The organism is Luteimonas sp. A537 (assembly GCF_054052065.1).
In genome coordinates, this window is sequence record NZ_JBSVRH010000004.1 from 159,097 (window position 1) to 182,966 (window position 23,870).

Below are 23,870 nucleotides of genomic sequence, written 5' to 3' on the forward strand. Positions count from 1 at the left end.
ATGCAGGTCGCTGGGCGTGGGAAAATTGTCTTCGAGGACAATGTCAGCATCGGAGTATTTCCATCACCCGCGTTCTTGGATTCGTATGCTTATCTAGAGGCTCGCAACGAAACTGCGTCTATTACGATAGGTGGAGGTACGTGGATTAATAATGGGTTTAGCTGCATTGCGGATCACACCGCAATAGTTATCGGCAGGAACTGCTTGATCGGTGCTAATGTTGAAGTCCTCGATAGCGATTTCCACGGAATAGGCATACGAGACCGGAGTCGCTCTAAACATGAATGGGCGGCCCCTGTGTATATCGGTGACAACGTATTCTTGGGCTCCAACGTTCGTGTCCTGAAAGGGGCGCGCATTGGGAGTGGGTCTGTTATCGCCAATTCCTCCGTTGTGACCGGCAACGTGCCAGAGAATGTAATTGCAGCAGGCGTTCCCGCGAGAGTGATTCGCGAACTTTCGCCGTGACAAACTCCTATGGTCAAATACTGCGCTCGTCGTCCATCATTGGCGGTGCGCAGGCGATCAATTACATCGTCGCTCTATTGCGGGTGAAAGTGGTGGCGGTGCTTTTGGGGCCGGCAGGCGTTGGATTGATCGGCCTCTATATTTCGGCAACTAGCCTGCTGGGAGCCCTGACTGGGCTTGGCTTACAGGGCAGTTCAGTGCGCGCCATTGTGCAGGCACAGGGCAAAGCCGATCCGCTGGCCGTTGGCCGTACGATTCGCACGTTGCGTCGTTTGGTGTGGGTGACAGGGGCATTGGGCTGGCTTGCCAGCATTGCGCTGGCGCTTCCCTTGAGTCGCTGGATGTTCCAATCGACGGAGCACGCATGGGCGCTAGCGATTTTGGGCGGCATGTTAATGCTCACCGCGGTCAGCAATGGGCAATTAGGATTGTTGCAGGGATTGCGTCGAATTGGCGACATTGCTCGCGTGCAGGTAGCGGCGGCAATACTAAATACGGCGGTAACTCTAGGCCTGTACGCATGGCTGCGCGAGGACGGTATCGTGCCAGTGCTGTTAGCGAATGCGGCCATCACCTTGCTGTGCAGTTGGTGGTTCGCGAGACGCGTCGAGGTGCCCACAGTGGCGATGGACTGGCCGCACGCAATAGCAGAGGCAAAGCCCCTGCTTGGGCTGGGAGTCACGATGATGTGGGGCGGAGTATTGACTCTTGTTCTGGATTTGTACGTCCGCACGCTGATCACACGGACGTTGGGGGTGGATGCTGCCGGGATTTATCAGGCAGCGTGGGCACTGTCCGGACTGTTCGCTGGATTCGTCCTGGGCGCGATGGGTACCGACTTCTATCCGCGGCTCACAGTGGTCATCCACGACCGTGCGGCCGCGATTCGCGCCGTTAATGAGCAGACCGAAATCGGAATCCTGCTGGCGCTGCCGGGATTGCTCGTCACGCTAGCCTTCGCGAAGTGGGTAGTGTGGGCGCTGTATTCGAGCAAGTTCGCCTCAGCGGCCGATGTGCTTGTGTGGATGGTGCTAGGTGTGTTCGGGCGAGTGTTGTCCTGGCCGATGGGATTCATCCAGCTATCAATGGGTGCAGGGCGCTGGGTCATGGCCACAGAGGCGACGTTTCTAGCCATTCAGGCGGTACTAGCAACATGGCTGGTACCGACTCAAGGAGTGGTCGGTGCAGCGTATGCGTTTGCCCTTAGCTACTTGCTCTACACGGCAGGTATGGCATGGGTGGGGCGCCGTCTAATCGGCTACCGCTGGTCCGCAGCAGTACTACGTATGATGCTGATCTCCGGTGCGCTAATGTGCATGGCGCTGGCAGCCAATCGATTGTTGTCCGATATTCCTGCCATGGCGTTGGGGGCGCTGTTGGCGATGGTCGGAGGACTGTGGAGCATGCGCGAGTTGGTGTCGCGGTTGGGTGTTGAGCACAGAGTGGTTCGTTGGATACGTCGCGTGCCCGGTATGCGGAAATTGGTTGGAGCCTAAGTTGACAGAATTGATGCAGTCCCCATTGGTTACGCTCGCGCTGATCGCCTACAACCAGGAAGAATATATCCGGGAGGCGGTTGAAGGCGCGCTGGCACAGGATTATAGGAACCTCGAAATTCTCATTTCTGATGATTGCTCGCCGGACAGCACTCATCAACGCATGTGTGCAGTTCTCGAACAATACAGCGGTGACCGCTGCGTATCACTGAGGCGTAATGAGACCAATCTGGGACTGACTGCTCATGTCAATCAGGTTGTTGCAGCGGCGAAAGGGGAGATAATCGTTATTGCAGCTGGCGATGATGTCTCGCTACCTAACCGCGTATCTCTCACTGTGGAACTGTTTAGTGAGTTCCCCGATGCCAAGGCCGTATTGCTCTCTGCAGACGTGATCGATGACCACTCATCAACGTCCGGAGAAATTCTAGTCGCGGATACAAGAGCTGTCACCCAGTCCCTCGAGCACCTACTGGATGGAAGTTCGAAAACTATGGGGGCTTCTCGAGCATTCAGGCGGGAATTATTTGATTTCTTCGGCCCTCTCCAACCCGACTGCCCCACCGAGGACACTCCTATTCTCCTTCGGTCGTTGCTTTGCGGTACGAATGTTTTGTCCTCTAGCAAGGGCATACGGTATCGACGTCATGATGCCAACATCAGCACTGCAGAAGGTCTTGCTCGGATGAATGTAGATTTGATATTCAACCAATACTTCTTGGATCTTTCGCGGGCTGCAACTAGTGGATTGCTGTCCGAAAGTGAGATCTGTAGATTCTACAAGTGGGCAGCGAGTCGACGCCACTTTAGATCCCTCCAACGGAAGTGTGTCCTCGGCGAGCGGTTTGAAATTAAGCAGTACTACGACCTGCTTATCGAAAACGGCTTCAGCTTGCGCGAGAAGACCTGGCTCCTCAGTCAATCATTCAAGACGGCGCGATCTTAACTTGAGCTGGTTTGCGAATTTATGACGACAGTACTGACTGGATACTATGGGGCATTTAACACCGGTGACGACGCTTTCTGTGAAGTTGCCGCATGGGGGGTGACGAAGCTCCTCAAGCAAGCCAAGCCCTTGTTTTTCGCTCGTTCGCTGCCAATCATCAACACCCCTGCGGATGTTTTCTATCCGTATGACGGTTACTTATCTTTCGCTCGTGCCGTTTCATTTATTTTAAGGTCGTCTTACTTTATCTCTGCGGGGGGCTCAACTTTTCACTCATCCCTCTCGCTTACAGACCCTCGCACCTATGCAAAGCTCAAGAAGGATTTGCATGTCGCAGGCAAGACTGCGGCAATCGGTATTTCCCTGGGTCCATACAAAGACTCTGCGGCAGAGAAAAGTACAATCAACTATCTTCGGTCACTTGACTATCTGGCCCTGCGCGACGCGCGGTCATTCGAAATCGCAAGTTCCTATGATCTTCCCCGTCCACCCGTGCTGGCCTTTGACTTGGCTGCGCTGTTGCCAGCGATATATGGGGATAAGACTCAGTGTTGCGTGTTACAGCAACCCGAAAAGGTAGTGGGGGTGGCCGCGTGCTACTACGAACGCTATTCGGGTGGCTCACTGGAACAAGAAGAAGAGAGGTTCACCTTCCTTAAGGACTCGCTGGTTCAGCTGAAAAAAGACTACAGTGGCCCCCTTAGGTTCAGGCTGTTCATTTTCAACGGGCACCCCGAGTTCGGAGACGAGGAGATCACTCGTCGCCTAGCCCATGCGATAGGGGGCGAAAGTATCGAAATAATCAAGTATTCGCCAGTTGTCAGAGAAACGTACCGATTAGTCCAAGAATGCGATGTGATGGTTTCGATCCGCCTTCACGCGGCCGTATTTGCCTGTTTTGCTCAGACGGCATTCTTCCTGCTCGAGTATCATCAAAAGTGTACTGACTTTCTCGATGACGTAGGATTTCAAGCCTACCGCCTGGCCAACGGGGAGGCGGGGGTATCTGAATTTTCCCGTCACTTGGCTGGTTCTTTGAACGGTGAATACAGTGCGCCTACGGGTATAACGGGTGCGCGGGAAGCGGCGATGCTCAACTTCGAGTTTTCCTGAAATGTTTAGCGTAATTATTCCGCTATACAACAAGGAGCTGTCGATCGAAAGTACGACGCTCTCCGTCCTTGCGCAGGATTTTCCCGACTTCGAACTGATCATCGTCGATGATGGCTCGACCGATAACTCTCTTCGGCAGATAGAGAGTATTAATGACTCGCGGCTTATAGTTCTGAAGAAGGAAAATGGTGGTGTCTCGAGCGCGCGAAATCATGCAGTAGGGCATTCGAGGAGAGAGTATCTTGCTTTCTTAGACGCGGATGATCTTTGGCTGCCGAATCACCTGTCTACTTTGGCAGGTCTTATCAAGGAGTGCGCGGATCCTGCGGTTGTATTTGCAACTACCTTCTCCGATGATCGGGCATGCTCCCTAGAGCCGCGTCTGATTCAGAGCGATGTGTACCAAGATTATTTTGCGCGCGCTGCGTTGCCGGACGGACTCCTTAGCTCTTCCAGCTTTGCGTTAAAGGCGTCCGCGTTTCGGGATGTTGGTGGTTATAACGAAAGTTATCGTTACGGCGAGGATGTTGAGTTCTGGTATCGGCTGTTTCGCACTACCCGTAGCCCCTTGGTGTTCTCAAGCCGCGTCACTGCCGTTTACCGTCGTTCTGCTGAGAATCGTAGTGTGCATTCATACATTCCATTAAACGAGCGCTTTTCTCGGTACGATTTTCCTCAGGCTCGCGGTAGTGAGCGTGTTTATTTGGGCAAGCTGCTTTTCTTGCTGATTATGGATTATGTACTAGCGGGATATCTTGCGGATGGAGCCAAGGCTACCGTTCGCAATCTGCCTTGGTTAGGGTACGGGGCTCTGTATGGGCTAAGGCTGTTGGGATCAAAGGCTCGCCGCAGTCAAAGGCGCTCTTCTCGTCGCGGTCAGCCATGAATTCTTTTAGCGGCTTGTCTGGCAAATGCTAGCTAAGGAATCACAGCTTTTGCCTGTTTTCCCACTCACGCGGGGTCGAAGGTGATTCAACTACCAACGAGATTTTCTAAGGGACGGCCTCGTTTTGCCTTGCGAGTTGTATTTTGGGTTTCTCTTTCTGGATTGCTGTTCTTGGCAATGGTGGTTCCTAACTCACTGCAAGTGGCTACGATTGCCTGCCTGATGTCTTCATTTGTGTTGGGCCTGAGCTTGGTCAAGTGGACGAAAAAGCTGTTTCGTTTGCTTGCAGTTCACCTGCTGGTTTCCATAGTCACGTTGTTTTATATGGGGATTGGTATGAATAGCGGGGCGCCTTTGGAGGCGATGTGGCAGATTCTTGTCATTTACGTCGTTTCGCCACTGCTATGGATTATTATCTTTGCCGCTATGGTCCAAATTGCAAGTGCAGAAGCACTTGAGCGGGTGTTTGTTAGTGTTAGTCTCCTTGCGGCCGCAAGCGTCGCCCTGTTTTACTTCTTGTATTTTAGCTTTGGTTCGAGCTCCGTCTCCTTTTTTAGGGAGGGTGCCAACCTTAATTACAAAGACGGTTATGCGGGGGCTACCATGCACGTGTATGGGGCTCTCATATTCTTTACGTCTGGCCTTTTCGCATCACCTGGAATCATTCGTTCGAACGTGCTTCGAGCAGTGTTATTGGGGGGGTTGGCACTTGCTGCGATCACCTCGGGACGTTCTGCGTTAATAATGTCGATTCCTCTTGGCGCCGCGCTTGGAATTGTTTTTCAAGGGCGTCTTGCGGGCGGATCGGATGGCAGGCGCCGTAGCTTCATTAGAATGTCGAAGGGCGTGCTGTTTGTTGCCTTTGGCGTGTTGAGTGTTGCTTTCTTGCTTCCTGTGTTTACCGACGTTGACATAAGCCTAATCGTGGGAATGTTTTGGGACGAGCTGTCCTCTGGGGGTGGATCCGCCCGCTCGGAGCAGGCTCGGGCGCTGCTAGAAGGCGTCGGAGAACATTATGGGCTCGGTGCGGGTCATGGCGTCGGCGTTGATTATATTCGGAGCTATACGTTCCCGTGGCGCTACGAGATGGTGTGGGTTGCGACGCTCTTTCGGGTTGGTTTGATAGGTGCGTTGGTGTACTCCGTTGCTTTCGTTATGTGCTTTGCGGCTTTTTGTAGACTGGCGATAAATCGCTCTCTTTCTGAGCTCGACTTGTTCCTCGGTGTCGGGTTTGTATCCGCGGTGTTGGCTTCGAATACGAATCCGTATATCGAGGCATTTACGCTGCAATGGATGTTCGCGCTGCCTATCGTGTGGTTTCTGGTTAGGCCTGCTTGCGCACAGTCCTCGGCGCGATCGGTAGCTCATCTGCGTGAGGAACAAATCGACTCGCTTATTATTGATGAACATGGGAGGTTTAGATGAGCGGGAGGAAGACTTGGCTTGTCACCGGCGGCGCCGGTTTCATCGGCGGTAATTTCGTGCTCGAGGCCGTGGCGGCCGGCGTGCGCGTCGTCAACCTCGACGTCCTCACCTATGCCGGCAACCGCGACACGCTGGCTTCGCTGCGTGACAACCCGGACCACCTGTTCGTGCAGGGCGACATCGGCGACGGCGCGCTGGTCGCGCGCCTGCTCGCCGAGCACCGCCCGGACGCGGTGATCAACTTCGCCGCGGAGAGCCACGTCGACCGCTCGATCGACGGCCCGGCGGCGTTCGTGCAGACGAATGTCGTGGGCACGCTGGCGCTGCTGGAAGCGGTGCGCGATTACTGGAAGGCGCTGGAAGGTACCGCGAAGGACGCGTTCCGCTTCCTGCACGTGTCCACCGACGAGGTCTACGGCTCGCTGGGCGAGACCGGCCTGTTCACCGAAACCACGCCCTACGCGCCCAACTCGCCGTACTCGGCGACCAAGGCGGCCAGCGACCATCTGGTGCGGGCGTTCCACCACACCTATGGGCTGCCGGTGCTGACCACCAACTGCAGCAACAATTACGGCCCGTACCACTTCCCAGAGAAGCTGGTCCCGCTGGTGATCGCCAAGGCGCTGGCCGGCGAGCCGCTGCCGGTGTACGGCGACGGCAAGCAGGTGCGCGACTGGCTGTTCGTCAGCGACCACTGCGAGGCCATCCGCACCGTGCTGGCCAAGGGGCGCGTCGGTGAGACCTACAACGTCGGCGGCAACGCCGAGAAGCAGAACATCGACGTGGTGAAGACGATCTGCGCGCTGCTCGACGAGCGACGTCCGCGCGAGGACGGCCAGCAGCGCGAATCGCAGATCGCCTACGTCGCCGACCGTCCGGGGCACGACCGGCGCTATGCGATCGATGCCTCCAAGCTGCGTGACGAACTGGGCTGGGAGCCGAAGTACAGCTTCGAGCGCGGCATCGCCGAAACGGTCGACTGGTACCTCGACAACCAGCCCTGGGTGCAGCGCGTGCTGGACGGCAGCTACCGCCTCGAGCGCATCGGGGCGGCGGCATGACGTCGCGCCGCGGCATCATCCTCGCCGGCGGCTCCGGCACCCGGCTGTACCCGCTCACCCAAGCGATCAGCAAGCAGCTGCTGCCCGTGTACGACAAGCCGATGATCTATTACCCGCTGAGCGCGCTGATGCTCGCCGGGATCCGCGAAGTGCTGATCATCAATACCCCGCACGAGCAGGCGCTGTTCCAGCAGCTGCTCGGCGACGGTTCGCAGTGGGGCATGGACATCCGCTACGCGGTGCAGCCGAGCCCCGACGGGCTGGCGCAGGCGTACCTGATCGGCCGCGAGTTTGTCGGTGGCAAGCCGAGCTGTTTGGTGCTGGGCGACAACATCTTCCACGGCCACGGCTTCACCGAGATCCTCAAGCGCGCCGACGCACGCCAGGACGGGGCGACGGTGTTCGGCTACTGGGTCAGCGATCCGGAGCGCTACGGCGTGGCCGATTTCGACGCTGACGGCAAGGTCGTGGGGTTGGAAGAAAAGCCGGTGAACCCGCGCTCGAACTACGCCGTCACCGGCCTGTACTTCTACGATGGCCGCGCCAGCGACTTCGCGGCTTCGCTCAAGCCCTCGCCGCGCGGCGAGCTCGAGATCACCGACCTCAACCGCTGCTACCTCGATGAAGGCAGCCTGCACCTCGAGCAGCTCGGCCGCGGCTACGCCTGGCTCGACACCGGCACCCACCAGTCGCTGATCGAGGCCTCGAACTTCATCGAGACCGTGGAAGCCCGCCAGGGGCTGCGCGTGTGTTGCCCCGAGGAGATCTCGTGGCAGAACGACTGGATCGACGACGCCGACCTCGAGCGCTTGGCCGTGCCGCTGGCCAAGAACGGCTACGGCCAATACCTGTTGTCGCTGGCCAAGCGCGGAGTGGTGCGATAAGCACTCCAATACGATGAAGGTCTTGGCGCTTTGTAAATATGGCAGGAAGGGCGCGAGCAGCCGCTTGCGGACCATGCAGTACTTGGAGCCTTTGCGTTCCGAGGGAATCGCACTAGACATCGATTGTCTTTTGGACGATGAGTATCTGCAGGCGAAGTACGCAGGTCAAACCTCCGCACCCTCAGTTGCGAGAGCCTATGTCAGGCGAGCCATCACACTGCGTAGTGCGGGGTCATACGATCTTGTTCACTTGGAGAAAGAGGCGTTCCCATGGCTGCCGTGGGTGTTAGAGAGCGGCATGCTGCCTGGCTCAGTGCCCCTGAGTCTCGATCTCGATGACGCAATATTCCATCTTTACGACTCCCACAGGAGTAATGCTGTGAAGCGCCTTCTGGGGGACAAAATCGACCGCATCATGCGACGCTCAAATCTGGTTACGACCGGAAGTCGATACATTCAGAAGCGAGCTGATGCGGCAGGAGCGCCTCGTGTTGAGTACGTACCCACGGTAGTGGATGCTGAAAGATATGTCGCTCGAGCTACGAATTTGACAGGACCGATCACTATCGGATGGATAGGGTCTCCTTCCACGTCGAAGTACTTGAACTTGGTGGGTGAGCCTCTGAAGGAACTTGCGAATCGATACGGTCTGAATTGTGTGGCAGTTGGTGCGGATCCGATCCAGCTGCGAGGAACTTCGTTTAAAGCAGTGGACTGGTCAGAAGATCGCGAGGCGCAACTCGTATCCACGTTCGACATCGGAATTATGCCGCTGGAAGCGAGTCAATGGGAGCTGGGGAAGTGCGCCTACAAGATTATTCAGTACATGGCTGCCGGTGTACCTGTCGTTGCCAGCCCGGTTGGGATGAATATCGAGGTGATAGGACGCGCGCAGTGTGGAGCGCTGGCTGGTTCTAATGAGCAATGGCTCGTAGAGCTTGAACGGCTAGTTATGGATCCTCAGTTGAGGGCGGCTATGGGAGAGCGTGGTAGGGCGGCTGTTGAAGAGTTCTATAGCGTTCAGGCCCAAGCTCCAAGGCTTGCTGCGATGTGGCGGGATGTTGTCCGCGCAAGCGAGCCGAAGCTGTGAGCAACAGATCTTTCTTGCTTGTAGCGAGTTTTCCCGAGTCAATATTGACGTTTCGGGGGCCACTCATTGCAGCACTGCTTTCCGCAGGACTTTCCGTTCACGTTGCTGCGCCTGGCCTTTCATCGGGCGTGCGTATTCGTTCTTCCCTGGAACGCATGGGAGTAGAAGTCCACGACATCCCGCTAAGCAGAACCGGCACGGACCCATCTGCCGACCTGAAGCTGGTGTCTCACTTGTATCGTCTGCTTCGGGAGATCAAGCCAGTCGCCATGCTGGGGTACACAATCAAGCCTGTCATCTATGGAACGCTGGCGGGCTGGTTGGCCCGGGTACCACGCCGCTATGCCCTGGTAACGGGCCTGGGCTATGCATTTACCGGCTCGCGCAAAAGTATGCTGACAGGGTTGATCCAGCGCTTGTATCGCCTCGCTCTGGCTCGCGCCCATAAGGTGTTTTTCCAGAATCCGGACGATCAAGCCTTGTTCCGCGACTCTGGAATACTTCCCTCTGGAAAGCCTTCGGTCGTGGTGAACGGCTCAGGCGTGGATGTGGCTTCATTCGAGGAGGAAGGCGTGCCCGAGGGTGTACCTACATACCTCATGATCGGGCGACTTCTGGGCGACAAGGGCGTGCGCGAGTACGCTGAAGCCGCTGGGCGCGTGCGGTCATTGCACCCGGAGGCCCGCTTCGGCCTGGTTGGTTGGATCGACGAGAATCCTGACGCCATCGTCCAGGACGAGCTCGACGCATGGGTTGCCAGCGGCACGATCGAGTTCCACGGCAAGCTGGCCGACGTCCGTCCATCGATTGCGGCCTGTAGCGTGTACGTGCTGCCGTCCTACCGCGAAGGCACCCCGCGCACGGTCCTGGAAGCCATGGCCATGGGCCGCCCCATCATCACCACGGATGCCCCGGGCTGTCGCGAGACGGTCATCGACGGCGACAATGGTTTCCTGGTCCCAGTGCAGTCGGTAGATGCGCTGGTGGAGGCCATGCTGAAGTTCATCGAAGATCCGACGCTCGCCCATCGCATGGGGCGACGGTCGCGGCAGATTGCAGAGGACAAGTACGACGTGCACAAGGTCAATGCAGTGATGCTGCGGGAGATGGGTATTACGGCAGCTCCGGAAGCTCGGGCGGGTGTGGCATGAAGGTTGGGAACTTGGACATGCAGAGTTTGGTAGACCACGTGCGTGATCAGTACGGCGAAAGCTTCATTCCGCTGCATCGCCCAGTCTTCGAAGGCAATGAGAAGCAGTACCTCGTCGATTGCATCGACTCCAACTTCGTCTCTTCCGTGGGCGCGAAGGTCGTCGAGTTCGAACAGCACATCGCGTCCTTCACCGGCGCGAAGTTCGCCATCGCCACGGTCAACGGCACCGCCGCCCTGCACGTCAGCTTGCAGCTGGCCGGCGTCCAGCGCGACGACGAAGTCATCACCCAAGCCCTGACTTTCATCGCCACCTGCAACGCGCTGAGCTACGCCGGCGCCCATCCCGTCTTTGTCGACGTGGATTGCGACACCCTGGGTCTGAGCCCCGAGGCGCTGCGCCGCTGGCTGTCTGAGCACGCCGAACTGCGCAACGGCCAGGCCTGGAACCGCGGCACCGGCCGCCGCATCTCTGCATGTGTGCCAATGCACACCTTCGGCATCCCACTGCGCATCGAAGAGATCGTGGCGGTCTGCGACGAGTACGGCATCAGCGTGGTCGAGGACGCGGCCGAGTCACTGGGCAGCTGGGTCGGCGGGCGCCACACCGGCACCTTCGGCCGCCTGGCCACGCTCAGTTTCAACGGCAACAAGGTGATCACCACCGGCGGCGGCGGCATGATCATCACCAACGATGAGGCGTTGGCGAAGCGCGCCAAGCACCTCACCACCACAGCCAAGGTCCCGCACCCCTACGAGTTCGTGCACGACGAGATCGGCTACAACTACCGGCTGCCCAATCTCAACGCGGCCCTGGGTTGCGCGCAGATGGAACTGCTGCCGAAGATGCTGGAGATCAAGCGCGAGGTGGCGCAGCGCTACCGCGAGTTCTTTGCCGATACCGATATTCGCTTCGTCGACCCGCTGCCGGGCACCACCGCCAACTACTGGTTGAACGCCATCGTGCTGGGATCGGAAGAGGAGCGCGACGCCTTCCTGCAGTACACCAACAGCCGCGACGTGATGACCCGCCCGGTCTGGCGGCTGATGTCGCGCCTGCCCATGTTCCAGCACTGCCAGCACGACGGGCTGGAGAACTCCCGTTGGCTGGAGGCGCGGGTGGTGAATCTGCCGTCCAGCGTTCCTGAAAGCGAATTCCCGAGGTTGCGTGCTTGAACATTCTTGACCTGATCGGCCGCACCGCGCCGCTCTTCGACACGGACATCCAGCGCCACGAGGCCGAGCTTTCCGGCCTGGTGCAGTCCAGCCGCTTCCTGGTGATCGGCGGCGCCGGCTCCATCGGCCAGGCGGTCACGCGCGAGATCTTCAAACGCAAGCCGCGTGCACTGCACGTGGTCGACATCAGCGAAAACAACATGGTCGAGCTGGTGCGCGACATCCGCAGCACGCTGGGCTACATCGATGGCGATTTCCGCACCTTCGCCATCGACTGCGGCAGCCGTGAGTTCGCCGCGCTCATGGCGGCCGGACAGGGCTACGACTACGTGCTCAACCTCTCCGCGCTCAAGCACGTGCGCAGCGAGAAGGACCCGTTTACCCTGATGCGGCTGATCGAGGTGAACGTGCTCAACACCATCAGCACCATCGCCCAGGCGCAGGCGGGCGGGGCGCGCAAGTACTTCTGCGTGTCCACCGACAAGGCCGCCAACCCGGTAAACATGATGGGCGCCAGCAAGCGGATCATGGAGATGTTCCTGATGCGCGCCAGCCTGGAGCTGCCGATCTCCACGGCGCGGTTTGCGAACGTGGCGTTCTCCGATGGTTCGCTGCTGCACGGGTTCAACCAGCGCTTTGCGAAGCGGCAGCCGATTTCGGCGCCCAATGACGTGCGGCGCTACTTTGTGACGCCGCAGGAGTCGGGTGAGCTGTGCCTGAGCTCGTGCCTGCTGGGCGGGAACCGGGACATCTTTTTCCCCAAGCTGAGCGAAGAGCTGGACCTGACACGCTTCTCCGACATCGCGGTGCGGTACCTGGAATCGCTGGGCTTCGAGCCCCACGAGTGCGGCAGCGAAGACGAGGCCCGCGACCGTGCGGACGAGCTGATCGCCGCCAAGAAGTGGCCGGTGTACTTCTTTGCCAGCGACACCACCGGGGAGAAGGACTTCGAGGAGTTCTTCACCGATGCCGAGACGCTGGACATGGAGCGCTTCGCAAACATCGGCGTGATCCTCAACGAGCCGGAGTTCGACGACGAGCGGCTGGGGTATTTCCTGACAACGATCGAAGCGATCCGCGGGGGCAAGACCTGGGACAAGCCCGAGATCGTCGATCTCTTCAACCACATGATTCCGGACTTTGCCCACAAGGAAACGGGCAAATATCTCGACAACAGGATGTGACATGCAGCGATTGCTCGACATTGTATTTTCCGGCTTGGCCCTGCTGGTGCTCTCGCCCCTGCTGGTGCCCATCGCCATCGCATTGCGCCTGAGCGGCGAGGGCGAAGTGTTCTACGTGCAGCGGCGCATCGGCCGCGGTGGTCGCATGTTCGGCCTGTACAAGTTCGCCACCATGCTCAAGAACAGCCCGAACGTTGGCACCGGGACTGTGACCGTCAAGCATGACCCGCGGGTCCTGCCGCTGGGCCGCTGGCTGCGCAAGACCAAGATCAACGAGCTGCCGCAGCTTTTGAACATCTTCAAGGGTGATATGAGCATCATCGGCCCGCGGCCGCAGACGCAGCGCTGCTTCGACGCCTTTCCGGCGCACTCGCAAGCCGAGATCGTGAAGGTGCGCCCGGGACTGTCCGGCATCGGCTCCATCGTCTTCCGTGACGAGGAAGAGCTGATGCACGCCAGCGCCGAACCCGAGCGCTTTTATGACGACGTGATCATGCCGTACAAGGGCGCGCTGGAAGAGTGGTACGTGGCCAATCGCAGCCTTTGGACGTACCTGCGCTGTATCGCGGTAACGGCGTGGGTGGTGCTTGTACCCGGGTCCGACGTCACGTGGCGCGTGTTTCGCGGCCTGCCCGTGCCGCCGCCGGAGCTCGTGGCTGCCGGCGGTGCCCAAGGCACCGCAACCCCGACCCCGCAATGACCCCGGCGGAGCGCTATCGCCAGGTCGCGCGGCTGCATGTGCGCTGCCTGGATCAGGGGTTCCTCGCCACCCTGGGGGAGGGGTTTCTGGCGTTGATGTATGAGTCCATCGACCGCGCCGCGGAAACCACGCTGCTTGTCGAGGAGGATGGAGGCCAGGTGCAGGGGTTCATCACCGGCGGCACCGGGATGGGCGCGATCTACAAGCGGATGCTGCGTAGCCCCGTGCGGCTTGCCTTGGCGATCGCCCCGGCGCTGGTCCGCCCGGCCAAGGTGCGACGCATCTTGGAGATCATGCGGTACTCAAGCGCTGGCGTGGTGCCCGAAGGCCTGCCGGAGGCCGAGTTGCTCAGCATTGCGGTGGCTCCCGAGTGGCGCGGGAAGGCCATTGCCGACCGTCTGTATAGCCGGTTGATAGAGGATTTTAGACACCGCGGAGTAGATGCGTTCCGCATCACCGTAGGCGAAGCGCTGGCACCAGCGCATCGGTTTTACCAGCGCATGGGCGCGGATGTGGCCGGTGAGGTGGAAGTCCATGGCGGCGAGCGCTCGAAGGTCTATGTGCAGCGGGTCTGATCCCGGCGGCTGGAACGGCTGATGGGCGCGTCGGATCTGTTGCTTGGCGCGATGGCTCTGGCTGTCGGGTTGCTGCTGGCCTGGCGTAGCGGCCCTGCCTCGCGCTGGGTCTTGTTCGGTTCCGCGATGGCGGTCTCGGCGCTGTTGTTCCTGCCGGGCGAGCAGATTACCGGGCTCATCGGGAAGGAAGGAGTCGGCGCGTTGCGCCGGGTGGCTGCCGGCACACCATGGGATGTGTCCGACTGGACGCACTTCGTGATTTTTGTGTGGTTGGGGTTGCTGGTGTGGCTGTGCCGCCCGGATCTCCGCGGTTGGAGGGCTTGGGGGTTGATAGTATTTCTTGCGGTTGCGGCGGAGCTGGCGCAAGGCTTGGCGCCTGGCAGGGAACCGCGGGTCGATGACGTCCTGTTGAATCTTGCGGGCGGCATGGCCGGGCTACTGGTTGGCGTTGGCATCACGGTCGTGAGCAGCACCGTACGCGGAGGCCGCGGCAGCCGCGGGAGCAGTTGACCGCGGCGTAGGGCGGTCAGTTCGAGCGTGACATGCGCAAGGAGCCGTGGGCTTCGGGGACCACCGGTATGATCCGGGTCCCCGCACCGCTGGAGCACACCCGTGTCATCGAAAGCATTCAAGGCCTACGACATCCGCGGGCGCGTGCCCGGTGAACTCAACGAAACCCTGGCGGCGCGCATCGGCGCCGCTACCTCTGAGCTGCTCGGCCCCGGTGCGGTCGTTATCGGACACGACATCCGCCTGAGCAGCCCTTCGCTGCAGGCCGCGCTGGCGCAGGGCCTGCGCGAAGCCGGCCGTGAGGTCATCGACATCGGCCTCTGCGGCACCGAAGAGGTCTACTTCCAGACCGATCACCTCGGTGCGGCCGGTGGCGTGATGGTGACGGCGAGTCATAACCCGATGGACTACAACGGCCTGAAGCTGGTGCGCGAGAACGCGCGGCCGATCAGCGCCGACACCGGGCTGTTCACCATCCGCGACCGCGCGCTGTCGGATGACTTCACGCCGGGGCAGGGCACGGGCGGCAGCCGCGCGATGACCGACAAGTCGGCCTACATCGAGCACCTGCTCGGCTACGTCGCGGGTATCGAACTCAAGCCGTTGAAGATCGTCAGCAACCCCGGCAACGGCGGCGCCGGCATGATCATCGACCTGCTGGCGCCGCACCTGCCGTTCGAGTTCGTGCGCGTGCAGCACGAGCCGGATGGCAACTTTCCGAACGGCATCCCCAACCCGCTGCTGCCCGACGCGCGCGCCACCACCGCGGATGCGGTGAAGCAACACGGCGCCGACTTCGGCATCGCCTGGGACGGCGACTTCGACCGCTGCTTCTTCTTCGACGGCGGCGGCCGCTTCATCGAGGGCTATTACCTGGTCGGGCTGCTGGCCAAGGCGCTGCTGGCGCGCCACCCGGGTGGCAAGGTGGTGCACGACCCGCGGCTGCTGTGGAACACGGTGGAGATGGTGCACGAGGCCGGCGGCACGCCTGTGCTGTGCAAGAGCGGCCACGCCTTTATCAAGGAGAAGATGCGCGCCGAAGACGCGATCTACGGCGGCGAGATGAGCGCGCACCACTACTTCCGCGAGTTCGCCTACGCCGACTCCGGGATGATCCCGTGGCTGCTGATCGCGGCCCTGGTGTCGACCAGCGGACTGTCGCTGGCGGAGCTGGTGGAAGACCGGATGGCGAAGTTCCCGTGCAGCGGCGAGATCAACTTCACCGTGGCGGATGCACCGGCATCGATCGCGGCGGTGCTGGCGCATTTCAGTGCGCTGCAGCCGGAGCTGGACGACACCGACGGGCTGTCGGCGGACTTTGGCGCGTGGCGCTTCAACCTGCGCAGTTCGAACACCGAGCCGCTGATCCGGTTGAACATCGAGACCCGGGGGGATGCGGCGTTGCTGCAGGAGAAGGTGGAGGAGATCAGCGGGATCTTGATGGCGTGAGGGTGGGAGGGGCTCGCTGAGGCGGGAACCGTGTAGCGAGTCCGCCGGTCGAGGCCTTCATCGAGCGGACCAGGAGGGAGCGGCTTCTGTGGGAGCAGCTATAGCTGCGAATGCTCCCCGCCATGACGATCGCGGCTATAGCCGCTCCCACAAAAGAAAGGCTATTTATGGAACGATTAGTGGCTGAAATGCCACTTTGTTCCAGTTTGGTGGTCTCCATGTTGTAGGCATCAGTCAACAACGCAGGAGTTCCACCATGAACACCACGAAGATCTTTGCCGGTACCGTCCTTGCCGCCGCCCTGGGTGCGGCCTCCTTTGGTGCCGCGCACGCGGCGGAGCCCGTGGGCTGGTATGCCGGCGCCGGCGTCGGCCAGTCGATGATCGACGAGGGCTGGCTGGACGAGGAGGAGACCGGATTCCAGGCCTTCGGCGGCTACCAGATGCATCCGAACTGGGGCGTCGAGCTGGGCTATACCGACTTCGGTGACATCGACATCAGCGGCGTTGCATCGCTGGAGGCCGACACGGTCTCGCTGGTGGCGGTGGGCACGCTGCCGTTCACCGAGAAGTTCTCGGGCTACGCCAAGGGCGGCTTCCACAGCTGGGACGCCGACCTCAGGGCCCCGGGCATCGGCCGTGCGAGCGACGACGGCACCGACCCGACCTACGGCCTGGGCCTGCAGTACCGCTTCACCGACACCTTCGCGCTGCGCGGCGAGTACAGCCGCTTCGAGATGGACGACGCCGACGTGGACCTGGCGCAGGTGCAGGTGCGCTTCGACTTCTGATCTTCGCGGATCAGGGTGAAAAGGCAGGCCGGGGACATCCCCGGCCTGTTTCGTTATGGACAGGAAGGCTTTTGTAGGAGCAGCTATAGCTGCTCCTACAGGAGGGGGGGGCGCATTGCTTGCTGGATCTTTGCGGCGCGGCTTTCCGGCACGCCGGCCTGGTCGGCGAAGTTCATCCAGTCTTCGACCTGCGTGCGAACCTCGGCTACAAGCTCGCGCGCCTTCGCGGACTTCATGCCGCAGAACGCCCCGAACTCGATCAGGTCCGCGGCTTTGAAATGATCACGCTTGCCGTTGAGGCTCATCTGATGCTGGTGCGTCCAGCTGCCGGTCGGGTTGTACGCATAGCTCACATCGAACGCCGGCGACAGGCGCCACTCGCCTTGGCGGTTCATCAGGAATGCGATGTTCTTGACGTGGTCGTCCTGGTTGCGGATCAGCACGTTCAGCACCGCGCGGCGGAACTGCTGTTCGATATCCAGCGCGGGGAGGCCAAGCTGGCGGATGGTTTCCACGGCCTGTTCGTAGGAATAGGCGCCGGCGGCGTTGAAGTCGAAGTGGCGCAGGGCGGCGAGCGACTGCATGTGCAGCTTGCTGCCATCGGCGCCGCGGTCGAAGCGGCGGGTCATGAAGTGCGCGCGCCCGCCTTCGCGATGGATACGGCATTCGCTCATGTCGATGCCGGCGGCGACCGCGAGCAGGTGGAAGCCGTACTCGATCAGGCCGAAGCCCTGTGGGTCGGCCAGTTCCTTGTCGCGGTTGTTCGAGATGCCGTCGAACTTCATCAGCCAGGCGCTGAAGCCTTCGCCGGCTTTCACCTGGCCGGAGCGGAACTCGCCGGTCTCCGGGTTCCATGCCAGCACCGCCTTCGCGCGCGCGCCGCCGGCGGAGGTGCCCACGCGCAGGATGTCCTCGAGTTCGCGGCGGTCGTCTTCGCCCATCAGCACGCCGGCCAGCTGTTCGCGCTGGTTGAGGACATCGTTGGCCAAGCGGGTCAGGGCGTCGATCTCGACCCTGCGTGATTGCCGCGGGCTGCCTGACAGGCTGGGGTGGAATTCCAGTGCGCCCATGCCGCGGGTGCCGATGTAGCACAGGCGTTCGACCGGGTTGAAACTCTCGGCCGGGCGACCCTGTGCGACCAGCCAGGCATCGATCAGCGCATTGCCGAACTTGTCGGGCAGGGAGTCGGCGAGCATGCCGGGCAGGCCCTTGAAGGCGTCCTTTGGCAGGCCGGGAAACTCGAAGGGGGCCCGGCCGGCAGGCATCATGACCGGCGCCAGCTGGATGCCGCTGGCGGCGAAGTCAGGCATGTACTGGAAGACCGCGATTGCGCGATCGGCCAGCCAGCTCACGGCACCGATGTCGCGGCCCCAGAGGCGGACGGTGGCGTCGCTCAAGATTCGGCGTCCTCGCCCCAGGCCCAATCGGTTGCCTTGGGGGTGTCCGGCGTCCCGCTGGCACGGCGGCGTTCGCGGCCGCCGAGTTTGACGCGTTCGATGGGGCGGACGCCGGGGTCGGGCAGGGCGTCGAGCAGGCGGTCGCCCAGGCCCAGGGCCCCGAGCACGCGCAGCAGTGTGTCCAGCGAGGTGTTTCCCCCGGCCTCCAGCCGCTTGATGCTGCTGACGGACGCGCCGGACTCCCGCGACAGGCTGGCCTGGGTCATATTCCGGCTCAGGCGCAGTTGCGCCACGCGCGCCCCGAAGGCGCGGAGGGACGCTTCGACGTTGGTCGCCGCTTGTTCGAGTGAGCTCATATATAGACCGTCACTTGCTCGCTCAGGAATAATGGCTCGTATATTGAACCTTCAATTTGTCCAGGTCAAAGTTTCGTATATGGGCCTTATCTGCTTCAGAGCGGTGCAATGGTTCGTATTTGATCGCTTGGTCTCCCCATTACGCGCGCATCACCAGACCAAATCGTCGGGCACTTGGAACTGCGCGTAGTAGGCGTCGTCCTCGGAGCTTGAGGCGGCGGGCTCGGCGTCGGCGGCCTGGCCGTGGTCGAGCACGATCGCGCCGGGGTCGCGTTCGCGGACCTTGTCGGCCGCGGCGCGCGGCAGGAGTTCATGGCGCTCGCCCAGGCGGGCGATCACCAGTGCGCCGGAGGCCAGCAGGCGGCGCTGTTCGTCGTTGATCAGCAGGGTGCGGATGGCACCGTCGGCGTTGAAGCGGTATTCGCTGTCGCCGGCGCGCGGCAGTTTCTTGTCTTCGATGATCTGCCGGGCCTGGGCGCGCAGCTCGGCGGTGCGGGCCTGGGCTTTGCGCTCGGCGGCAAGGGCGCGGTCGCGGTCGGCCTTTTCGGCACGGGTGCGTTCGGCGTCCAGCGCGGCGTCACTGGGCGCGGCCGCCGCTGCGGCCCTGGTGTGGCGGGCCACGTGCTGCTCGCGCGCCACTTCGGCCACCTTGGATTTTTTGACCAGGCCTGCCTTCAGCAACTGTTCCTGCAGTGGATTCGCCTTTGCCATGTCGTCTCGCCCGGTGTGGATGCCTGGCCATGATAGTGGGCCGGGGTCGGGCTGTGCCCGCTGGCCGGGCGCGTGGGGGCGGCACACACGATGCCGACGCGGCGTTTTGTGTAATGGCCCGATGCAACATGCCATTCGGCCAATGACAGATCCCGACGCTGGTCCTGGCCCCACGGTCTGGACCGCGGGTCACTCCACTCGCACGTGGGAGGACTACCTGGCCATGCTCGCGGCCCAGGGCATCGGCGCGATTGCCGACGTGCGCCGCTTCCCCGGCTCCCGCCGCTATCCGTGGTTTGCCAGCGAGGAGATGGCCAAAGCCCTGCCGGCCGCCGGATTGCAATACCAGTGGGTTCCGCAGCTGGGTGGCCGGCGCAAGGTCCAGCCCGGTTCGCCCAACGGTGCGTGGCGCAACGCGTCGTTCCAGGGCTATGCCGATCACCTGGCCAGCGCGGAGTTCGCCGAAGGCCTGGCGCTGGCGCTGGACCTTGCGGCGCGCACGCCCACCGCGCTGATGTGTGCCGAAGCGGTGTGGTGGCGCTGCCACCGGCGGCTGGTGTCGGATGTGCTGACGCATCGCGGGACCGAGGTGCTGCACATCATGGACGCGAAGCATGTGCAGCCGCACCCGATGCACCCCGACGCCCGCCCCAGCGGCGACCTGCTGATCTACCCGCCCGCCCAAGGCGGCCTGTTCGATCCGCCATGACCGCATTTGTAGGAGCAGCTACAGCTGCGACCAACGTCGCCCGGCATCTGCTGATTGGCCCGCATCTGCTGACCAGGTCGTGTCTGCACGCTGGATCGCAGCTATAGCTGCTCCCACAGGGAAGGCTGCGACAGGGGTGGGTCCTTGGCACAATGGGTCGGTGGACGACTCCTGGAAGACACTCGCGCGGGACTTCTATCGGCGGCATCCGGCGCTGGTGGCGCCGGAGCTGCTGAACAAGATCCTGGTGCGGGCCGACGGGCGTGCGGGGCGCATCGTGGAGGTGGAGGCCTACGCCGGCAGCGAGGACGCGGCGGCGCATTCGTTCCGCGGGCAGACGGCGCGCAATGCGACGATGTTTGGCGAGCCGGGGCATCTGTATGTCTACTTCACCTACGGCATGCACTGGGGTTCGAACGCGGTCTGCGGCGAGCCGGGCGTGGGCTGGGGCGTGCTGCTGCGGGGCATGGAGCCGCTGCGCGGGCTGGATGCGATGCGCGTGCTGCGCCCGGCGGCGCGCCGTGATCGCGACCTGGCCAGCGGGCCGGGCAAGCTCTCCCAAGCCATGGGCCTGACCCGCGAGCACGACGGCGCCGACCTGGTCACGGGCGCGCAGGGCGTGGCGATCGTGGACGACGGCACCCCGCCGCCGTTGAAGCCGGCCACCGGGCCGCGCGTGGGGATCAGCCGCGCCGTTGAACTCCCGTGGCGCTTCCATGTCCCCGGCAACCTGCACGTCTCGGCGCGACGGATCGCGTAGTTCCTGCGCGACCGGATCCTGTGCATCGCCCTTGTGGGAGCGGCTATAGCCGCGATGCTGCTGAAAATCGCGGCTATAGCCGCTCCCACAGAAGCAACTTCCTCGTCACTCTGCGCTTTCGCTCCAGCGCGCGAGGTTCTGCTTGATCGCGTCGATCCCGGCCCACGGGTCCTTGCGCCGGAGCTTCAGCATCGCGGGCACGTCGCGGATGGTGAAGGCATCCGGACGCTCGAGCTTGCCGAGTGCGCTCCACATGATCGGCATCGCCACCGGCGCGCGCGGGCGGGCGCGGAGGGAGTAGGAGGCCACGGCGGTCGCGCCGCGGCCGTTGCGCAGGTAGTCGACGAAGATGCGCTTGTTGCGCTTGCTCTTGGTGGCGGTGGCGACGAAGCGGTCGGGTTCGCTCTGCGCCAGCGCCTGCGCGAAGCCTTGGGCGAAGCGCTTGGTCAGGTCCCAGTCGCAGCCGGGATTCAGCGGCACCACCACGTGCAGGCCCTTGCCGCCGGACACGCGCAGGAAGGACTCGAGATCCATCTGCTGCAGCAGCTTGCGGATCTGGGTGGCGGCGGATTTGATCTCCGGGAATGACACGCCAGGCCCGGGGTCGAGGTCGAACACGACGCGGTCGGCGGTGTCGGGGTTGTCTGCGAAGGCGCCCCAGGGGTGGAATTCGATCGCGTTGAACTGCACGAGCTCGAGCAGGCCGGCGGCGTCTTCGATGACCAGGTAGTCGGCGTTGTTGCCGCTTTCTTCCTTCAGGCGCTGGGTGGAGACGAGTTCGAGGCCGGCGGTGAGGTGCTTCTGGAAGAAGCAGGTCTTGTCGGTGCCGGAGGGGCAGCGGATCACGGAGACCGGGCGGCCGGCGACTTCGGGGAGGATGTGGTCCATCACGGCGGTGTAGTAATCCCAGACATCCTGTTTGGTGGCGCGGATGTCGGAGTAGATGATCTTGGTGGGGCTGGAGAGGTTGGGGGGGCTGCGGGACGCCGGGATCGCGGCTGTAGCCGCTCCCACAGGGGAGGGTTTGGCCTTCTTGGCGGCTTTTGCGGCTTTCGTGGTTTTGGCTGCCTTTCCACGGTCGCTGCCGGCCAGGTCTTCGATGTCCTTGTCCATGCGTACCGCCTTGAGTGAGGGTTGGCGCAGCAGCCTTTGGCGGCCGATGCCGCGGTAGAAGACTTCCACCACGAAGCGGGGGGCGAACCAGGTGGCGCTGCGCAGGTCGGTGTCGGTGGTGCCGACGTGGGCGGTCGGTTCCTTGCTGCCGCGCTTGGGCAGCTTTGCGGTCACGTCGGCCATCAGGGCGTCGTTGAAGCCGCTGCCGACGCGGCCCACGTACAGCCAGCCGTGCTCGGCATCGGGCCTGGCCAGCAGCAGCGAGCCGAAGCCGGTGCGGCTGCCCTTGGGCTGGGTGTAGCCGACCACGGCGAACTCGTCGCTTTCCAGGCGCTTGGTCTTGCGCCATTCGTCGCTGCGCCCGGGGTGATGCGGCCGGTCGGCGCGCTTGGAGATGATGCCTTCGAAATCGTTGTTGCCGGCGAGCTCAAACGCGCGCTCGCCGTCGCCCACGGTGTGCGAGCTGTAGGCGAGGTGGCCGGTGGCGCCCTGCAGCAGCTCTTTCAGCAACGTCTTGCGCTCGAGCAGTGGTGCCGCGGAGACATCCACGCCGTCCAGGTGCAGCAGGTCGAAGAGGGCATAGGCGAGGCTGCCCTGGCGCTCGCCGGACAGCGTGGCCTGCAGCAGGTTGAAGTCGTCCTTGGTGCCGCCGCCGGCGATGAGTTCGCCATCGAGCGCGCCGGACTCGAGCCGCAGCGATTCGATGGCCGCGCGGATCTCGGGCAGCTTCTGCGTCCACTCCAGCGCATTGCGCGACCACAGGCGCACGTCACCGCCGGCGATCGTGGCCAGGATCCGGTAGCCGTCCCACTTGATCTCGTGGATCCACTGCTCGCCCTCGGGCGGTGATTCGTGCAGCTTCGCGAGCTGCGGTTCGAACGGCGCGTCGGGTGCCTTGCCGCGCCTTGCACCGGTCAGAGCGAGCGCCTTCTTCGCCCAGTCCTTGCGGCGGCCCTTGCGCGCCGCGGGCACGGCGGCGAGCTTCTTCTTCGCGGGCTTGCCGGCGCCGGCGCGCTTGATGTCAGCCGCCGGCGCGGCGGTGACATCGGCCAGCAGGTCGTCGGCTTCAAGCTCGCCGGCCCAAGCGTCCTTGTCCTTGAACAGCAGCCACTGCGGCTGGCGCGCGGGCTTGCCGGAGCGCACCAGGTGCCAGCCGCCCTTGAGCTTGTCGCCGAAGAGTTCGAAGCGCAGGTGGCCCTTGGCGAGCTGGGCTTCGGGATCGCCCTCGGTGGACCAGACGCCATGGTCGAAGCGGGCGACGTGGCCGCCGCCGTATTCGCCCTTGGGGATCTCGCCCTCGAAACCGGCGTAGTCCACTGGATGGTCTTCCACCTCCACCGCCATGCGCTTGACCGCGGGGTCGTAGCTGGGGCCCTTGGGAACGGCCCAGCTTTTCAGCGCATCGCCGACCTGCAGCCGGAAGTCGTAGTGACGCCGGCTGGCATGGTGCAGCTGCACCACGAAGATCGCCCGCTTGCCGCGCGGCAGCGGCTTCCCGGGTTCGGGTTCGCGGGTCTTGTCGAAGCTGCGCTTGCGGCGGTAGTCGACCAGGCTCATGCCGGCCGGCGGTACAGCGCGGCGCTGATGCAGGAGAACAGGCTGACCACGAACCAGCCGAACGGAAACAGGCTGAAGGTCAGCAGCCACGTGATGGCCCCGGCAATGCAGCCGGCGATGAACCAGACGATCGCCGACAGCACGCGGCCCTGCACCAGTTGGCCGAGGCCCGGCACGATGAGGCTGCAGATCGCCGCGATGACGTTGCCGACAGACCCTTGTCCATTTGCCATGAGATTGCTCCATCAATTGAGTGATGCCGCGAATGGTGCGGCTGGAAGGTTCAGGATGCGGTGAATGCGCGCTGCCTTCCAATCCGGATGGAGCCGGCGGGCGATGTGGGCGATGGCGTGCGCGGGTATCA

General features: G+C 62.3%; 24 protein-coding genes. 19 read left to right on the forward strand and 5 right to left on the reverse strand.

The genetic code is table 11. The features are described 5' to 3' along the window. The 17 genes from ACW7GZ_RS11490 to ACW7GZ_RS11570 all read left to right on the forward strand — a co-directional run bounded on the left by ACW7GZ_RS11490 (position 1) and on the right by ACW7GZ_RS11570 (position 16,903). Positions 1 to 468: an acyltransferase gene (locus ACW7GZ_RS11490; RefSeq protein ID WP_457009622.1), complete on the forward strand. Its 468-nt coding sequence runs from the start codon at positions 1 to 3 to the stop codon at positions 466 to 468. After that, on the forward strand, positions 465 to 1,964 hold the full coding sequence (locus tag ACW7GZ_RS11495; protein ID WP_457009298.1) for an O-antigen translocase: 1,500 nt from the start codon (positions 465 to 467) through the stop codon (positions 1,962 to 1,964). The genes ACW7GZ_RS11490 and ACW7GZ_RS11495 overlap by 4 nt, the downstream gene beginning before the upstream one ends. Position 1,965: 1 nt before the next feature. Beyond that, positions 1,966 to 2,910 (forward strand): glycosyltransferase family 2 protein, encoded by a 945-nt coding sequence (locus tag ACW7GZ_RS11500; protein WP_457009300.1) that lies wholly within the window; start codon positions 1,966 to 1,968, stop codon positions 2,908 to 2,910. Between the two features lie 21 nt (positions 2,911 to 2,931). Continuing rightward, positions 2,932 to 4,023 carry a polysaccharide pyruvyl transferase family protein gene (locus tag ACW7GZ_RS11505; RefSeq protein ID WP_457009302.1) on the forward strand — a complete coding sequence of 364 codons (1,092 nt, stop codon included), beginning with the start codon at positions 2,932 to 2,934 and terminating at the stop codon, positions 4,021 to 4,023. A gap of 1 nt (position 4,024) precedes the next feature. Continuing rightward, positions 4,025 to 4,909, forward strand: coding sequence for a glycosyltransferase family 2 protein (locus tag ACW7GZ_RS11510; protein ID WP_457009304.1), 885 nt, complete (start codon positions 4,025 to 4,027; stop codon positions 4,907 to 4,909). 171 nt (positions 4,910 to 5,080) lie between these two features. Further along, on the forward strand, positions 5,081 to 6,334 hold the full coding sequence (locus tag ACW7GZ_RS11515; RefSeq protein ID WP_457009306.1) for a hypothetical protein: 1,254 nt from the start codon (positions 5,081 to 5,083) through the stop codon (positions 6,332 to 6,334). Further along, positions 6,331 to 7,395, forward strand: a complete 1,065-nt coding sequence (rfbB, locus tag ACW7GZ_RS11520) for a dTDP-glucose 4,6-dehydratase (protein WP_457009308.1) — start codon at positions 6,331 to 6,333, stop codon at positions 7,393 to 7,395. Before ACW7GZ_RS11515 ends, rfbB begins: the two co-directional genes overlap by 4 nt. Next, positions 7,392 to 8,279, forward strand: coding sequence for a glucose-1-phosphate thymidylyltransferase RfbA (gene rfbA / locus ACW7GZ_RS11525; protein ID WP_457009310.1), 888 nt, complete (start codon positions 7,392 to 7,394; stop codon positions 8,277 to 8,279). Before rfbB ends, rfbA begins: the two co-directional genes overlap by 4 nt. A gap of 13 nt (positions 8,280 to 8,292) precedes the next feature. Continuing rightward, positions 8,293 to 9,369 (forward strand): glycosyltransferase family 4 protein, encoded by a 1,077-nt coding sequence (locus ACW7GZ_RS11530; RefSeq protein ID WP_457009312.1) that lies wholly within the window; start codon positions 8,293 to 8,295, stop codon positions 9,367 to 9,369. Then, positions 9,366 to 10,520 (forward strand): glycosyltransferase family 4 protein, encoded by a 1,155-nt coding sequence (locus ACW7GZ_RS11535; RefSeq protein WP_457009314.1) that lies wholly within the window; start codon positions 9,366 to 9,368, stop codon positions 10,518 to 10,520. The genes ACW7GZ_RS11530 and ACW7GZ_RS11535 overlap by 4 nt, the downstream gene beginning before the upstream one ends. A 17-nt stretch (positions 10,521 to 10,537) precedes the next feature. Continuing rightward, a complete protein-coding gene (locus ACW7GZ_RS11540) occupies positions 10,538 to 11,695 on the forward strand; it encodes a LegC family aminotransferase (RefSeq protein ID WP_457009316.1) in 1,158 nt (385 codons plus the stop codon). Then, positions 11,692 to 12,879 carry a UDP-N-acetylglucosamine 4,6-dehydratase gene (locus ACW7GZ_RS11545; protein ID WP_457009318.1) on the forward strand — a complete coding sequence of 396 codons (1,188 nt, stop codon included), beginning with the start codon at positions 11,692 to 11,694 and terminating at the stop codon, positions 12,877 to 12,879. The genes ACW7GZ_RS11540 and ACW7GZ_RS11545 overlap by 4 nt, the downstream gene beginning before the upstream one ends. 1 nt (position 12,880) lies before the next feature. Beyond that, on the forward strand, positions 12,881 to 13,579 hold the full coding sequence (locus ACW7GZ_RS11550) for a sugar transferase (protein ID WP_457009319.1): 699 nt from the start codon (positions 12,881 to 12,883) through the stop codon (positions 13,577 to 13,579). Beyond that, positions 13,576 to 14,154 (forward strand): GNAT family N-acetyltransferase, encoded by a 579-nt coding sequence (locus tag ACW7GZ_RS11555; RefSeq protein ID WP_457009321.1) that lies wholly within the window; start codon positions 13,576 to 13,578, stop codon positions 14,152 to 14,154. The genes ACW7GZ_RS11550 and ACW7GZ_RS11555 overlap by 4 nt, the downstream gene beginning before the upstream one ends. Positions 14,155 to 14,175: 21 nt before the next feature. Continuing rightward, the gene (locus ACW7GZ_RS11560) at positions 14,176 to 14,664 is read left to right on the forward strand and encodes a VanZ family protein (protein WP_457009323.1); all 489 of its coding nucleotides are present in this window, start codon (positions 14,176 to 14,178) and stop codon (positions 14,662 to 14,664) included. A gap of 102 nt (positions 14,665 to 14,766) precedes the next feature. Beyond that, positions 14,767 to 16,113 carry a phosphomannomutase gene (locus tag ACW7GZ_RS11565; RefSeq protein ID WP_457009325.1) on the forward strand — a complete coding sequence of 449 codons (1,347 nt, stop codon included), beginning with the start codon at positions 14,767 to 14,769 and terminating at the stop codon, positions 16,111 to 16,113. A gap of 256 nt (positions 16,114 to 16,369) precedes the next feature. After that, positions 16,370 to 16,903: an outer membrane beta-barrel protein gene (locus tag ACW7GZ_RS11570; RefSeq protein ID WP_457009327.1), complete on the forward strand. Its 534-nt coding sequence runs from the start codon at positions 16,370 to 16,372 to the stop codon at positions 16,901 to 16,903. 95 nt (positions 16,904 to 16,998) lie between these two features. On the opposite strand, the gene ACW7GZ_RS11575 is transcribed toward ACW7GZ_RS11570, so the two are convergent. From ACW7GZ_RS11575 to ACW7GZ_RS11585, 3 genes are all read right to left on the reverse strand, one after another. Continuing rightward, positions 16,999 to 18,300 (reverse strand): type II toxin-antitoxin system HipA family toxin, encoded by a 1,302-nt coding sequence (locus ACW7GZ_RS11575; RefSeq protein WP_457009329.1) that lies wholly within the window; start codon positions 18,298 to 18,300, stop codon positions 16,999 to 17,001. Beyond that, entirely contained in the window at positions 18,297 to 18,656 is a 360-nt protein-coding gene (locus ACW7GZ_RS11580) for a helix-turn-helix domain-containing protein (protein WP_457009331.1), read from the reverse strand. Before ACW7GZ_RS11580 ends, ACW7GZ_RS11575 begins: the two co-directional genes overlap by 4 nt. 150 nt (positions 18,657 to 18,806) lie before the next feature. Beyond that, the gene (locus ACW7GZ_RS11585) at positions 18,807 to 19,367 is read right to left on the reverse strand and encodes a DUF2058 domain-containing protein (RefSeq protein WP_457009333.1); all 561 of its coding nucleotides are present in this window, start codon (positions 19,365 to 19,367) and stop codon (positions 18,807 to 18,809) included. A 121-nt stretch (positions 19,368 to 19,488) separates the two neighbouring features. On the opposite strand from ACW7GZ_RS11585, the gene ACW7GZ_RS11590 reads away from it, so the two are divergent. After that, a complete protein-coding gene (locus ACW7GZ_RS11590; RefSeq protein WP_457009335.1) occupies positions 19,489 to 20,076 on the forward strand; it encodes a DUF488 domain-containing protein in 588 nt (195 codons plus the stop codon). A gap of 160 nt (positions 20,077 to 20,236) precedes the next feature. Beyond that, complete coding sequence (locus ACW7GZ_RS11595) at positions 20,237 to 20,836, forward strand: DNA-3-methyladenine glycosylase (RefSeq protein ID WP_457002260.1); 600 nt, start codon at positions 20,237 to 20,239, stop codon at positions 20,834 to 20,836. A 105-nt stretch (positions 20,837 to 20,941) separates the two neighbouring features. On the opposite strand, the gene ligD is transcribed toward ACW7GZ_RS11595, so the two are convergent. Together ligD and ACW7GZ_RS11605 are read right to left on the reverse strand one after the other, a co-directional pair. Continuing rightward, positions 20,942 to 23,506 (reverse strand): DNA ligase D, encoded by a 2,565-nt coding sequence (gene ligD, locus ACW7GZ_RS11600; RefSeq protein WP_457009337.1) that lies wholly within the window; start codon positions 23,504 to 23,506, stop codon positions 20,942 to 20,944. Beyond that, positions 23,503 to 23,739, reverse strand: coding sequence for a hypothetical protein (locus ACW7GZ_RS11605; RefSeq protein WP_457002264.1), 237 nt, complete (start codon positions 23,737 to 23,739; stop codon positions 23,503 to 23,505). Before ACW7GZ_RS11605 ends, ligD begins: the two co-directional genes overlap by 4 nt. Between the last annotated feature and the right edge of the window lie 131 nt (positions 23,740 to 23,870).

Coding starts and splice junctions, on each gene's coding strand:
- ACW7GZ_RS11490 (WP_457009622.1), top strand. CDS start 1: ATGCAGGTCGCTGGGCGTGGGAAAATTGTCTTCGAGGACAATGTCAGC.
- ACW7GZ_RS11505 (WP_457009302.1), top strand. CDS start 2,932: ATGACGACAGTACTGACTGGATACTATGGGGCATTTAACACCGGTGAC.
- ACW7GZ_RS11510 (WP_457009304.1), top strand. CDS start 4,025: ATGTTTAGCGTAATTATTCCGCTATACAACAAGGAGCTGTCGATCGAA.
- rfbB (WP_457009308.1), top strand. CDS start 6,331: ATGAGCGGGAGGAAGACTTGGCTTGTCACCGGCGGCGCCGGTTTCATC.
- rfbA (WP_457009310.1), top strand. CDS start 7,392: ATGACGTCGCGCCGCGGCATCATCCTCGCCGGCGGCTCCGGCACCCGG.
- ACW7GZ_RS11530 (WP_457009312.1), top strand. CDS start 8,293: ATGAAGGTCTTGGCGCTTTGTAAATATGGCAGGAAGGGCGCGAGCAGC.
- ACW7GZ_RS11540 (WP_457009316.1), top strand. CDS start 10,538: ATGCAGAGTTTGGTAGACCACGTGCGTGATCAGTACGGCGAAAGCTTC.
- ACW7GZ_RS11550 (WP_457009319.1), top strand. CDS start 12,881: ATGCAGCGATTGCTCGACATTGTATTTTCCGGCTTGGCCCTGCTGGTG.
- ACW7GZ_RS11555 (WP_457009321.1), top strand. CDS start 13,576: ATGACCCCGGCGGAGCGCTATCGCCAGGTCGCGCGGCTGCATGTGCGC.
- ACW7GZ_RS11560 (WP_457009323.1), top strand. CDS start 14,176: ATGGGCGCGTCGGATCTGTTGCTTGGCGCGATGGCTCTGGCTGTCGGG.
- ACW7GZ_RS11570 (WP_457009327.1), top strand. CDS start 16,370: ATGAACACCACGAAGATCTTTGCCGGTACCGTCCTTGCCGCCGCCCTG.
- ACW7GZ_RS11580 (WP_457009331.1), bottom strand. CDS start 18,656: ATGAGCTCACTCGAACAAGCGGCGACCAACGTCGAAGCGTCCCTCCGC.
- ACW7GZ_RS11585 (WP_457009333.1), bottom strand. CDS start 19,367: ATGGCAAAGGCGAATCCACTGCAGGAACAGTTGCTGAAGGCAGGCCTG.
- ACW7GZ_RS11590 (WP_457009335.1), top strand. CDS start 19,489: ATGCAACATGCCATTCGGCCAATGACAGATCCCGACGCTGGTCCTGGC.
- ligD (WP_457009337.1), bottom strand. CDS start 23,506: ATGAGCCTGGTCGACTACCGCCGCAAGCGCAGCTTCGACAAGACCCGC.
- ACW7GZ_RS11605 (WP_457002264.1), bottom strand. CDS start 23,739: ATGGCAAATGGACAAGGGTCTGTCGGCAACGTCATCGCGGCGATCTGC.